This is a genomic window from Sneathiella sp. D3-11 (assembly GCF_055809395.1).
Genome location: NZ_CM147911.1, coordinates 75,622 through 88,464, shown reverse-complemented (window position 1 = coordinate 88,464; position 12,843 = coordinate 75,622). Strand labels below are relative to the sequence as shown.

The following is a 12,843-nucleotide window of genomic DNA, read 5'->3' as shown; positions in this document are numbered from 1 at the left end:
CTTGCCAATCAAAAAGCGACATATCCTATTCCAGGAAGGAAGTGTTAGCGCTTTTCCTTCTTGAGAAGGAATTCACGGCCCACTTTAACGCCTGGGACACCGTCATAGGCGATGATATCTGCGGTGGCATAAGTCTCGGGCCAGATCTCCGGCAGGAAGGATCCCGTGCCGACCACATCAATTGGCGCCTTCATATTTCCCATAATTCGGCATTTCTCAACCGAGAAACCTGAGGAGGCAACAATCTTGACCTTCTCAAAACCCGCGTCATCAAGTTTTTCGCGCATTGAGTATATCGCAGCCGCAGAAACACCTGTTCCGACCAGCCATTTCAGTTCCTGCTCCGACCGGTACTGCCGAATACCACGGGGCATATAACGTTCCAGCACAGCATAAGACGTTGCAGGATCGAGCCCTTCAATAAAGCGGCCACCATGGGTATCCATCCGGACGGACATCTTTCCCTTTGCCGCCAGTTCCGGAAACCGTTTGCAGGTCGCCAATGCATCGGTCACTTCCTTGCCGTAGTAGTCAACAAGGACGGTGAGTGGATCATCGGGAAAGCTTTCATGGAACATCTCGGCTGCGCGTGTCGTGCTCCCCGCGTAGCCGATCAGGGCGTGCGGCATAGTGCCGAGGCCTTTGTCATTTCCAAAATAATGCGCCGTGGCGTTATTGGCATTTCCGATAAAGCCGACTGCGTCAAATTCCTTTTGTGCCGCGCGGCTCCCGACGGAGGCAGCATAGGCCATCATATCGGCCATTTCACTTCCCGCACAATGACGGGCATCCATCGCGAGAAACTTCACTTCGGGCAAGTGTGAGCACATGGTGAAGGCGTTGTAGGCGGCGACGCAGGCCGAGCCGAGTTTTTGCAAGTAAAGCGTTTCCAGATCGACAAGATCGTGAAAGCTTCCTGTGATATAGACCAGAGGTTCACCGGCGCCGACCCAATCCCCTTCCTCAAAGCAAGGTTCAATCTTGAAGCTGTGATTGCGCATCTTCGCAATATTATCCAGCCAGTCGAGCATAATCTGTGGACAGAAGATAACCGGACGCCGCATAAAAACAGCATAAGTTACTGTTTTATCGCCAAATTGTCCGATGACGCGCTTTGTCTTGTTGAAATACTGATCTGTATGGTCGGCGATGGATGCATCCACCGCCTCCCTTTTAGCTACTGGCGTCTGGCTGGTCATATTGGTTAAAGGTTACGAGGCGGCTGCAATTGCCGTCCCATTTCCCCTTTCTTTTTTGATCATTTCGGAGATAAGGAACGCGAGCTCCAGTGCCTGATTGGCATTGAGGCGTGGATCACAAGCCGTATGATAGCGATCGCTTAATCCCTCCTCGGTGACCTCGAACGCGCCGCCGATACATTCAGTGACATTCTGTCCGGTCATTTCGAAATGAACACCACCGGCATAAGAGCCTTCCGCCTGATGCACATCGAAGAACTGACGTACTTCCGCCAGGATACGGTCAACAGGGCGGGTTTTGTATCCGGTTGTTGATTTGATTGTATTGCCATGCATCGGATCGCAGGACCAGACAACCGTCCGCCCTTCCCGTTCAATCTTGCGAATTAGTTCCGGCAAATGCTTTTCGACATTATCCGCGCCGAAGCGGCAAATGACGGTCATGCGACCGGCCTCATTCTCCGGGTTCAACTCGTCAATGAGGCGGAGCAACCCATCCGCGGTCTGAGTCGGGCCGGCCTTGACACCGATCGGGTTGGAAACACCACGCAGGAATTCCACATGCGCCTCATCCGGATCACGCGTACGATCACCGATCCACAGCATATGCGCAGACGTGTCGTAATAGTCACCCGATGTGCTGTCAATGCGGGTCAGAGACTGCTCATAGGGGAGCAGCAACGCCTCATGTGAGGTGTAGAAATCTGTACGCCCCATTTCCGGTGTGTTGGTTGAGGAAACGCCACAGGCTTCCATGAAGGCAAGTGCATCATGAATACGATCCGCCATTTCACGGTATCGGTCCCCTTGTGCTCCACTCGCGACAAAGCCCATGTTCCAGCTATGAACTTGATGCAGGTCCGCATAACCACCTTGTGCGAATGCCCGCAGAAGGTTGAGGGTTGAGGCCGCCTGAGAGTAGCCTTTCAACATCCGAGTTGGATCCGGCACGCGGGAGTTTTCGTCAAATTCGAAACCATTGATGATATCGCCGCGGTAGCTTGGTAATTCGACACCGTCCACCGTTTCCGTATCAGATGAACGGGGCTTGGCAAATTGACCGGCAAGACGGCCAACCTTCACGATCGGGCAGTTCGCCCCGAAAGTAAGGACAACCGCCATCTGCAACAGGACCTTGAAGGTGTCGCGAATGTTATCGGGATGGAATTCCGCGAAGCTTTCGGCGCAGTCGCCCCCTTGAAGAAGAAAAGCCCGACCATTGGCAACCTCGGCCAGCTTTTTCTTCAGGTTCCGTGCTTCGCCCGCAAAAACGAGCGGCGGAAAGGATTTCAACTCCTTCTCGACCGCTTCGACGGCCTGGATGTCCGGATATGTTGGCAGCTGGCGTACAGGTTTTTGTCTCCAGCTTTCAGGGGTCCAGGTTTTAGACATCTCTATATTCCTTAAATCTCATTCGCTCTAAAAAATCTATTATCTACAGCCTTTTATGGTTTTCGCAATGGATAACCGGCCATTTCTCGACATTTCGGTCAAAAAACCGGCCAATTACGTGCTTAATTCCGAAAATGGCATCGGTATCAGGCCGCGATAAATTTCTCCCGCATGGTGACGATTTCCTCCGCGAGCGAAGGATGAACGCCAACTGTTGCGTCAAATTGTGCCTTTGTCGCCTTGCATTTCAGCGCGATGCCGACGGCCTGAATAATCTCTGCCGCGTCGGATCCGACGATATGGGCCCCAACAACGATATCCGTCTTAGCATCGACGATCAGTTTCACAAACGCCTTCTCCGTGCCGCCGGTGAGGGTCATCTTCATCGGGCGGAAGTCGGATTTATAGATATCGACTTTACCGTATTTTTCCCGTGCATCCGCCTCGCTCAGGCCCACGGTTCCGACCTGTGGATGAGAAAAGACGGCGGAGGGGACATTTTCGTGATCCATTGCGCGGGGGCGACCCCCAAAAACCGTCTCGGCGAAGGCCATGCCCTCATGAATGGCGACGGGGGTGAGCGCGATCCTGTCGGTGACATCGCCAACGGCATAGATATTATCGACGGTAGTCTGCGAATCCGGTGCGACCTTGACCGCACCATTTTCTTTCAGCTCAACGCCGATATCTTCCAGCCCGAGCCCGTCCGTGTTGGGGCGCCGACCCGTGGCATACATGATCGCATCTGTTTCGAGTACATCGCCATCCTCCAGCGTGACTTTAAGTCCGCTATCGGTCTTCTCGATTTTGGCCGGGTTCGAATGCGTGCGCAAATCGATACCCTTTTTCTGGATCTCATCCGCGAGGAAGTTCTGCACATCCTTATCGAAACCGCGCAGGATCTGTGTGCTCCGATAAAGCTGCGTGACTTCCGCACCGAGGCCATTAAAGATACCCGCAAACTCAACCGCGATATAACCACCGCCAACGATAATCACGCGTTTCGGGAATTCTTCCAGATGCAGCGCCTCATTGGAGGAAATGGCATGCTCGATCCCCGGCACATCCGGCATGACCGGCGCGCCGCCCGTGGCGATCAGGATATATTTCGCCGTAATTTCCTTATCGCCAACCCTAACGGTGTTGCGATCAACCAGAGTAGCCCGCCCCTGATACAGCTCCACCTTATTATTATCGAGGATCGTATGATAGATGCGGTTCAGCCGGTCGATTTCCTTGTCTTTGTTGGCAATCAGGGTTTCCCATGAATGGCTCGTTTCTCCGACGGTCCAGCCATAAGCGGCCGCATCCTCAAAATCTTCTGAGAAATGGCTCGCATAGACCAAAAGTTTTTTCGGCACGCAACCACGAATGACGCAAGTTCCGCCAACGCGAAACTGTTCTGCGATGGCCACCTTGGCCCCGAGGTTGGAGGAGATGCGAGACGCACGGACACCGCCGGAGCCAGCCCCGATGACAAAAAGATCGTAATCGAATTCCACTTTATTCTTCCTATACTCGGATGCCATTGTGGCATCTGGTTGGCGCTGCCCCGGAATTGGTATCGGCGATCAGCTATCGATGCCGCCGATACACATGTATTTAATTTCCAGATAGTCATCAATGCCGTATTTTGAACCCTCCCGGCCAATACCGGACTGTTTTACGCCACCGAACGGTGCAACTTCCGTCGAGATAATGCCTGTATTGATGCCGACGATGCCATATTCCAGTGCTTCGCTCACCCGCCAGATACGGCCGATATCACGGGCACAGAGATAGGCGGCAAGACCGAATTCTGTATCATTCGCCATTGCGATGACGTCCGCCTCATCCTTGAAGGTAAAAATAGGCGCCATGGGGCCGAATGTTTCTTCCTTCGCGACCTTCATGTCCTGCGTCACGCCGGTCAGGATCGTTGGTTCAAAAAAGGTCTGGCCAAGGGAGTGGCGATGCCCGCCCACAGCGAGCGTAGCGCCTTTACTCAAGGCATCCTTGATGTGATCCTCTACCTTCTTGACGGCGGCTTCAGTGATCAACGGCCCCTGCATGACGCCGTCCTCAAGACCGTTACCAACTTTCAGGCCTTTAGCCTTTTCCGTCAGTTTCGCAACGAAGGCGTCATGGATGCCTTCCTGCACATAGATGCGGTTGGCACAGACGCAGGTCTGTCCGGCGTTGCGGTATTTCGACGCCATCGCCGCCTCGACCGCCTCTTCAAGATTGGCGTCATCAAAGACGATGAAGGGCGCATTTCCGCCAAGCTCCATGGAGGTTTTCTTGACCGTGCCCGCGCATTGTTCCATCAGCAACTTGCCGACGGCAGTGGAGCCAGTGAAGGTCAGTTTGGCCACTATCGGGTTGGAGGTCATTTCCTTGCCGATATCTTTCGCTTCGCCTGTAACAATACCCAGAATACCAGCCGGGATACCGGCCCTTTCTGCCAGTACCGCCATGGCGAAGGCAGAAAAAGGCGTGAGTTCAGCAGGCTTGATGACCATGGGACAACCGGCGGCGAGTGCCGGGGCTGCCTTGCGCGTAATCATGGCGATGGGGAAATTCCACGGGGTGATCGCGACGGTCACGCCAATCGGCTGTTTGATCACGACGATACGCTTGTCACTCTGATGTTCCGGGATGGTATCGCCATAGATGCGTTTGCCTTCTTCCGCGAACCATTCAATGAAGGACGCCGCATAGGCCACCTCCCCTTTTGCCTCGGTAAGCGGCTTGCCCATCTCGACCGTCATGATCTTGGCAAGGTCGTCGGTCGCTTCCAGCATCAAATCATGCCATTTACGGAGGATAGTCGCCCGCTCCTTCGCGGTCTTACCCGCCCACGCCGGCATAGCGGCCTTCGCGGCCTCAATCGCGCGGCGAGTCTCATCTGTCCCCATCAGAGGGACAGTACCGACAAGATCACCGGTCGCCGGGTTAGTCACATCCAACGTCTTGCCGCTGTCCGCATCGCACCATTTGCCATCAATGAGACCTTGCATCCGCAGTAGATCAGGATCTTTCAGATTAAGCGGATTGGTGTTGTTATCTAGCATGGTGAACTCCTCAGGTTAATTTGACAGTGCGCGCGGCCTGTATAACGGTAATTGTGGCCGGAGTTTATGCCACAATATCTAATAGTCAACCAGCGATCCTCAACGGTTTTTTGATTTTAACGCGCGAGTCTGTTGAAAATAAACAAGGAGCGCTCTAATCTGGCGCAGAATCGACGATCAATACTATTGCGGAGAATGTGCTGTGGCGAGTGGATCGAAAAAAGTTATTTATGCAGCACTGGCCGGGAACTCGCTCATTGCCATATCAAAATTCACGGCGGCGTTCTTCACCGGAAGTTCCGCGATGTTGAGCGAGGGTGTGCATTCTCTAGTGGATACAGGAAACCAAATCCTGATGCTGCATGGCCTCAAGAAAGCCGCACAGAAACCGGACAAGATGCATCCTTTTGGTTACGGGACGGAGCTCTATTTCTGGGCCTTCATCGTAGCCATCCTTATTTTCGCGCTTGGGTCCGGTATCTCCCTCTATGAGGGGATCAAGCATATCCGTAATCCTGAAGTCATCATTGACCCGACATGGAACTATGTAGTGCTAGGACTTGCCATTATCTTTGAGGGCTGGGCCTGGACCGTGGCCTATCTTGAGTTCAATCGCGCCAAGGGAAAACGGGGGCTTTGGCAGGAAGTTCGGCGCAGCAAGGACCCGACGATCTTTACAATTCTGTTTGAAGATACTGCTGCAATGCTCGGCCTGGTGACGGCGCTTGTCGGTATTTTCCTCGCCCAGCATCTTGGCATACCGGAACTCGATGGTGTGGCGTCGGTTGTCATTGCCGTCATTCTGGCGGGCGTCGCGGTCCTTCTCGCTATCGAATGTAAGGGACTCCTGATTGGCGAAGGCGCGAGCAAGGCTGTTGTCGAAGGAATTGAACAAATCTTCACAAATGACAAACGCATCGTCAGCCTGAACGAGCTCCTGACCATGCATATGGGACCGACGGATATATTGGTGAATGTGAGTATCGATTTTTCCGATGAGCTCGATTCAAAGCAAGTCGAGGCAGCAGTCAGTGATTTTGAAACCCGGATCAAAGAACAGTTTCCGGATGTAAAGCGCATTTTTATCGAGGCCCAAAGTTTCTTGTCGCATATTCGAATTAATTCTGCTTAAAAGAACAAAAATTTAAAAAGGAAAACATTAATTGGATGTCATCGCTGTCGAAGAAGATCCCCGGTCTGACAATTTCAAAAAAATATATCGGTATGAGATCACCTCTGCGAATAATTTTGAGACCCCTACCGTCAGCAAACTCTATCAATGGTGGGACGGGTTTAAGCCAAATTTACCCACTCGGGAAGATTTCGATATCACCCATCACTGGACGATTGCCTCCTCGCTCTATTTGATCGAAACGGTTTCTCCGGGCGAATACCTCCACCGGCTGAACGGGGAGAATGTCGTGGATATTATTGGTGTTTCCTTGCGCGGGCACGATATTTCCGTGAACAGTCCATTGCCCGAATTGCGTCGTTTTGCCAGCTATATGGATAGGCTGGTAGAGGGGAAAAAGCCTGGACATTGCAAAGGTACTGTTGAGATACCGGGCGTGAGAGAAGCACATTTTGAAACAATTGACTGCCCACTCCTGCGCCAAGACGGTACCGTAGGTTTCATCCTCGGGGCAATTTCGCTAGTCGACTAAATTTGTAATCCGCGGCCACCTTATCGCCTTTTCCTCGCTTAAAATCGATGTATTTTGCGCGGAATATAGGAGAAACACGTCTGATTCATTCAAATTGGACTTGATTTTGGCTCTGCAAGGTTTCAAAATTGTAAATATACCAGTACTGTAAACGAGTTAGAAAAGGGTTATGAGGGGCTGCAATATCGTTCAGGTGACTACCTGATAGAGTCTGCGGTGGCACGATCTGGCGGCCTAATTGGAAATCTAAAGACAACTGCACAATGTTCTCCGTCTTCCAGGGTGAAACGATCAACCGTTTCCCGTAAGCCGGAACAGATTACAGGAGTTGATATGTTCCTATTATCGCAAATACTCAAACGCCTTGTTCGGCAAGGCCAACTCACGGTTTATGATGCGGACGGCAAGGAACATTTCTATAAAGGAACAGAACCCGGCCCGGCCGTAAAAATCCGTATTCATTCACGAAAGGCCGCGCGCAAGATCGCGATCTATCCAAAGTTGTTTCTTGGCGAAGCCTATATGGAGGGTGATCTCACGATAGAGGAAGGCGGAATTTACGACCTTCTCGATCTTTTTACCCGAAACCTCGGCTGGGGCACGCGCAATCTGTTGGTTGACTTTGGTGATTTCGCCTATCGATTCTACTGGTTTTTCAACCAGTTCAACCCAAAAAGCCGGTCACTGAAGAATGTCGCCCATCATTATGATTTAAGTGATGAATTCTATGAGCTCTTCCTGGACGAGAACCGGCAGTATTCCTGTGCCTATTACAAAACGCCAGAGGACAGTCTGGAGCAGGCACAATTACAGAAAATGGCGCATATCGGTGCTAAACTTGCATTAGAGCCTGGACAGAAGGTGCTCGATATCGGCTGCGGATGGGGCGGCATGGCGCGCTTTCTTGCGGAAAATGCCGATGTTCAGGTGACCGGGGTTACGCTTTCGAAAAACCAGCTTGCCTATGCGCAGGAGAAGGCCAAGCAGACGGGGCTTTCAGCGAAGGTTGATTATCGCCTTACTGACTACCGGGACGTGACCGAGAAATTCCATCGTATCGTCTCTGTCGGTATGTTCGAGCATGTGGGCGTCCCCCATTACAGGGAGTATTTTAGAAAAGTAAAATCGATCCTGACGGATGATGGCGTCGCGCTGATCCATACCATCGGCACCGCAGATCGCCCCTCACCTACCAACGCCTGGATTCAAAAGTATATCTTTCCGGGAGGTTATATCCCGCCGCTCTCTCAGGTTATGCCCGCGATTGAGAAAGCCGGGCTCTATGTCACGGATGTCGAGATATTACGTTTGCACTATGCCGAAACCCTCCGTGACTGGCGCATTCGCTTTCATGAAAAGATCGATAAGGTGCAGGAGATCTATGACGAGCGTTTTTGCCGGATGTGGGATTACTACCTCTCGGCAAGCGAGGTTTCTTTTCGCAACAGCGGACTTGTTGTTTTCCAGATCCAGCTCGCCAAGCAGCTTGATGACTTGCCGCTGACCCGCGACTATATCACCGAGATTGAGGAAAATGAACTCAGCGCCACCCGCGTCGCAGCGGAGTAGCCCCTACTCTACCGTGACCGATTTCGCGAGGTTGCGCGGCTGATCGACGTCGGTGCCTTTCAGGACAGCAACGTGATAGGCCAGAATTTGCACCGGGATCGCATAGAGGATCGGGGCGACAAACGGGTCCACCGTCGGTAGCTCAATAGAGCCAAGCGCGCGATCACCGAGTTGCTTGATCCCCGCCGCGTCGGACATAAAGATCACCCGTGCGTTACGCGCCATGACTTCCTGCATATTGGAGGCCGTCTTTTCAAAATAAGGATCGCTTGGCGCCACCACAATCACCGGCACTAGCTCGTCAATCAGCGCGATGGGACCGTGCTTGAGTTCCCCTGCCGCATAGCCTTCCGCATGGATGTAGGAAATTTCCTTCAGTTTCAGCGCGCCTTCAAGGGCGATGGGGTAGCCGGTGCCGCGCCCAATATAGAGCACGTCCCGCGCCTCGAATATGGCCTCGGCGAGCGCCTTTATATTCTCGTCACTATCGAGGATTTCAGCAGCCCGTGCTGGTACTTCGGACAGCGCTGCACAGAGGCGCGCCTCTTCCTCATGATTGATAACGCCGCGCTTGACCCCTGCATCGATAGCGATACAGGCAAGCGTGACCAGCTGGCAGGTAAAGGCCTTGGTAGAAGCCACGCCGATTTCCGGCCCGGCCTGTGTATGGAAAACAAAATCCGATTCCCGTCCCATGGAGCTTTCCTCCACATTCACAATGGAGGCGATATCCTGACCCTTCGCCTTGGCGTATTTGAGCGCCGCAAGTGTATCTGCCGTTTCTCCTGATTGGGAGATAAAAAGCGCAAGCCCGCCTTTCTTGAGCGGCATTTGCCGGTAGCGGAACTCGGAGGCGATATCGACCTCGACATTGAGATCGGCGATCCCCTCGAACCAGTATTTCGCGATCATACCTGCATAGAAAGAGGTGCCGCAGGCAACGATTGTCACTTTCGGCAGGTCGTTCCAATCGAATGGCAGATCGGGCAGCGTGATTGTCCGGCTCTTGGGATTGAAGAAGCTGTTCAGCGTCTCCCCCATTACCGCAGGCTGCTCGGCGATTTCCTTCATCATGAAATGGCGGTGATTACCCTTGCCGATCATCGCACCAGAGAGCTGGGTCTGTTTAATCGGTCGTTCGACCTGATCGCCGTCCTTGTCATAGAAAGTTGCGCCGTCGCGGGTGAGCACGGCCCAGTCGTCTTCCTCCAGATAGGATATCCGCACGGTGAGCGGCGCGAGCGCAAGCGCGTCGGAGCCGAGGAACATCTCCCCGTCGCCCCAACCGACCGCCAGCGGAGCGCCGCGTCGGGCGCCAATCATCAGGTTGTCATGCCCCTTGAAGATCACTGCGAGCGAAAACGCACCATGCAGATGCTTGAGCGCTCCGGCCATGGCCTCTTCCGGAGTCTTGCCTTCATCAATAAAGCTGGTGATCAGCTGCGCCGCGATTTCCGTATCGGTCTCGGATTCGAACTCATAGCCTTTCGCCGTCAGGTCGCCGGCCAGTTCGCGGTAATTCTCGATAATGCCGTTATGGACGAGCGCGATCTGTTTGGTCATATGCGGATGGGCGTTGACCTCGTTCGGCACGCCATGAGTCGCCCAGCGGGTGTGGCCAATACCGGCAAGTCCCGTCAGGCCATTGCCTTTCAGTACCTCTTCCAGGTTTACAAGCTTGCCCTCGGCGCGGCGACGGTCGATCCCGCCTTCGGTCAGGGTCGCGATCCCGGCGCTGTCATAGCCGCGATATTCCAGACGCTTCAGCCCGCCAATCAATGATGGGACTACATCCTTTTTGCCGAGAACCCCGATAATTCCACACATACTTCGAATACCTTATAATAAAATCAATTTACTGGCGCTATTTCTTGACTTTTTTCTTCAAGTCCCGAAAACGCTTCGCCCAGCCGGGCTTCTGTTTTTCTTCCGCCCGCTCAATACCGAGGGCATCGGCCGCAACGTCCTTGGAAACCGTGCTGCCCGCGCCGATAATCGCGCCATCTCCGACCTTGACCGGCGCGACAAGCGCGGTGTTAGAGCCGATAAAGGCCCCGGCCCCGATATCCGTCTTGAACTTGTCGTAGCCATCATAATTGCAGGTGATGGTGCCTGCGCCGATATTGGCCTCTGCGCCGATGCGTGCATCCCCAATATAGGAAAGATGGCTGACCTTTGCGCCCGTTTCAATCTGGGATTTCTTCACCTCGACGAAATTGCCGATTTTCACCTCGCTGGCGATATCCGCTCCGGGACGCAGCCGAGCAAACGGGCCGATCTGCGATTGTTCACCAATACTTGTGCCTTCCAGATGGCTATATGCCTTGATGCGGACATTATCACCCACCGTCACGCCGGGCCCAAAGAAAACACCGGGCTCGATCACCACATCCCGGCCGAGCGTTGTATCATGGCTGAACCAGACGGTCTCCGGGTCGATCAGGGTTGCTCCCGCCGTCATGGCCGCCGCGCGCCAGCGGCTTTGCGCGATTGCTTCCGCTTCGGCAAGCTGGGCGCGATTGTTGACGCCGAGAAGCTCTTCCTCCTCGCCCTTCACATAGGCGCAAGTCAGGCCCTGCCTAATCGCAATTTCGACAATATCGGTGAGATAATACTCTCCCTTGGCATTCTTGTTATCAACCGCCTTGATCAAGTTTGCCAGATGCGCGCCATTGATCGCCATCACCCCGGAATTACAGAGCCCAACTGCGCGTTCTTCTGCATTGGCATCGGCAAATTCAACAATGGCGGTGAGATTGCCGCTGGCGTCCGTGATCAACCGCCCATATTCCAGCGGGTCATCCGGCTCAAACCCCAGCACAACCACAGCACAAGTCTCATTTGCGCGGCGCTTCTCGATCATCTGTCGCAGGGTGTCCGCCTCTATCAGTGGGGTATCACCATAAAGGATCAGTACATCGCCAGTAAATCCGGCCAGGGAATCGAGTGCCGCCGAGACGGCATGCCCCGTACCTAGAGCCTCAGCCTGTATCGCTATTTCTGCAGGGGATACCTCTTTTTGGACCGCATCCATGTTTGGCGATGTTACCACCACGATTTTTTCTGGTTCAAGCGTGCCGACAGTCCCCAGCAGATGGGATATCATGGGCCTGCCACCCACCTCATGCATAACCTTCGGTTTGGCCGATTTCATGCGGGTTCCGGCTCCGGCGGCGAGGACAACGGCGGCGATGGCTGACATATCTTTACTCGTTTTTCCGTAAACTTGACTATACTTTGGCTTAAATAACACCTAATCCTACAGGATAAACAAATAAAAAAATGTTACCGGATTTTACATAGATGCAGGAAATCGCAATAATTTTTGATCTTGATGGCACGTTGGTCGACACCGCGCCGGATCTTCATGACGCGCTTAATCACACTCTTACCACCGCGGGACGCGATACCATGGATATCGAACATGTCCAAGGCCTCATTGGCCACGGCGCACGCGCCTTGCTTCAACGGGGACTTTCCGCAACAGGAGGCATGCCGGAACATGAACGATTTGAAGAGCTTGTGGCGGTTTTCTTCGCCTATTATCAGGATCACCTGAGCGACAGGAGCAAGCCTTATGACGGCGTGGTGGCGGCGCTTGAGGCGTTTCAGGACGAAGGGGCAAAACTCGGTGTTTGTACCAATAAATCAATCGGCTTTGCCAAGCCATTGCTCAATGACCTTGGTTTGACACGCTATTTCACGGCGATGACCGGCGGTGACAGCTTCGCCGTTAAAAAACCCGATGCCGGTCATATTACCGGCACACTTGACCTGATGGGACATAGCGGCGGAAAGGCCTTTATGATCGGAGATAGCATCAATGATATCAAAGCCGCACAAAATGCCGGTATTCCCTCTGTCGCGGTCAGTTTCGGCTATACAGAAACCCCGGTGCAGGAACTTGGCCCTGACCATATCATCGATCACTTTAACGAGCTGTTCCCGCTGATTAAATCGCTTTGA

10 protein-coding genes are annotated in these 12,843 nt (G+C 53.3%); 4 read left to right on the top strand and 6 right to left on the bottom strand.

Annotated elements, in window-relative coordinates:
- Positions 1 to 44: 44 nt before the first annotated feature.
- The 4 genes from AC0L73_RS00470 to gabD form a co-directional block, all read right to left on the bottom strand.
- On the bottom strand, positions 45 to 1,199 hold the full coding sequence (locus AC0L73_RS00470; RefSeq protein WP_227952011.1) for a nicotinate phosphoribosyltransferase: 1,155 nt from the start codon (positions 1,197 to 1,199) through the stop codon (positions 45 to 47).
- 12 nt (positions 1,200 to 1,211) lie between these two features.
- Complete coding sequence (locus AC0L73_RS00465; RefSeq protein WP_227952010.1) at positions 1,212 to 2,591, bottom strand: class II 3-deoxy-7-phosphoheptulonate synthase; 1,380 nt, start codon at positions 2,589 to 2,591, stop codon at positions 1,212 to 1,214.
- A gap of 146 nt (positions 2,592 to 2,737) precedes the next feature.
- Positions 2,738 to 4,093: a glutathione-disulfide reductase gene (gene gor, locus AC0L73_RS00460; RefSeq protein ID WP_473654593.1), complete on the bottom strand. Its 1,356-nt coding sequence runs from the start codon at positions 4,091 to 4,093 to the stop codon at positions 2,738 to 2,740.
- A gap of 69 nt (positions 4,094 to 4,162) precedes the next feature.
- The gene (gabD, locus tag AC0L73_RS00455; protein WP_227952008.1) at positions 4,163 to 5,644 is read right to left on the bottom strand and encodes an NADP-dependent succinate-semialdehyde dehydrogenase; all 1,482 of its coding nucleotides are present in this window, start codon (positions 5,642 to 5,644) and stop codon (positions 4,163 to 4,165) included.
- Positions 5,645 to 5,846: 202 nt separating this feature from the next.
- Here gabD and AC0L73_RS00450 point away from each other — a divergent pair, with 202 nt between their 5' ends.
- From AC0L73_RS00450 to AC0L73_RS00440, 3 genes are all read left to right on the top strand, one after another.
- Positions 5,847 to 6,776, top strand: a complete 930-nt coding sequence (locus AC0L73_RS00450; protein WP_227952007.1) for a cation diffusion facilitator family transporter — start codon at positions 5,847 to 5,849, stop codon at positions 6,774 to 6,776.
- A 31-nt stretch (positions 6,777 to 6,807) separates the two neighbouring features.
- The gene (locus AC0L73_RS00445) at positions 6,808 to 7,308 is read left to right on the top strand and encodes a PAS domain-containing protein (protein WP_227952006.1); all 501 of its coding nucleotides are present in this window, start codon (positions 6,808 to 6,810) and stop codon (positions 7,306 to 7,308) included.
- Positions 7,309 to 7,641: 333 nt separating this feature from the next.
- Complete coding sequence (locus AC0L73_RS00440; protein ID WP_473654592.1) at positions 7,642 to 8,877, top strand: class I SAM-dependent methyltransferase; 1,236 nt, start codon at positions 7,642 to 7,644, stop codon at positions 8,875 to 8,877.
- Between the two features lie 3 nt (positions 8,878 to 8,880).
- Here the strand turns inward: AC0L73_RS00440 and glmS are convergent, their stop codons facing one another.
- Entirely contained in the window at positions 8,881 to 10,704 is a 1,824-nt protein-coding gene (gene glmS / locus AC0L73_RS00435) for a glutamine--fructose-6-phosphate transaminase (isomerizing) (RefSeq protein ID WP_473654591.1), read from the bottom strand.
- A 37-nt stretch (positions 10,705 to 10,741) separates the two neighbouring features.
- Positions 10,742 to 12,079, bottom strand: a complete 1,338-nt coding sequence (gene glmU / locus AC0L73_RS00430) for a bifunctional UDP-N-acetylglucosamine diphosphorylase/glucosamine-1-phosphate N-acetyltransferase GlmU (RefSeq protein WP_227952003.1) — start codon at positions 12,077 to 12,079, stop codon at positions 10,742 to 10,744.
- A 101-nt stretch (positions 12,080 to 12,180) separates the two neighbouring features.
- Between glmU and gph the strand changes: the two genes are divergently transcribed.
- Positions 12,181 to 12,843: a phosphoglycolate phosphatase gene (gph, locus tag AC0L73_RS00425; RefSeq protein ID WP_473654590.1), complete on the top strand. Its 663-nt coding sequence runs from the start codon at positions 12,181 to 12,183 to the stop codon at positions 12,841 to 12,843.

Coding starts and splice junctions, on each gene's coding strand:
- AC0L73_RS00470 (WP_227952011.1), bottom strand. CDS start 1,199: ATGACCAGCCAGACGCCAGTAGCTAAAAGGGAGGCGGTGGATGCATCC.
- AC0L73_RS00465 (WP_227952010.1), bottom strand. CDS start 2,591: ATGTCTAAAACCTGGACCCCTGAAAGCTGGAGACAAAAACCTGTACGC.
- gabD (WP_227952008.1), bottom strand. CDS start 5,644: ATGCTAGATAACAACACCAATCCGCTTAATCTGAAAGATCCTGATCTA.
- AC0L73_RS00440 (WP_473654592.1), top strand. CDS start 7,642: ATGTTCCTATTATCGCAAATACTCAAACGCCTTGTTCGGCAAGGCCAA.
- glmS (WP_473654591.1), bottom strand. CDS start 10,704: ATGTGTGGAATTATCGGGGTTCTCGGCAAAAAGGATGTAGTCCCATCA.
- glmU (WP_227952003.1), bottom strand. CDS start 12,079: ATGTCAGCCATCGCCGCCGTTGTCCTCGCCGCCGGAGCCGGAACCCGC.
- gph (WP_473654590.1), top strand. CDS start 12,181: ATGCAGGAAATCGCAATAATTTTTGATCTTGATGGCACGTTGGTCGAC.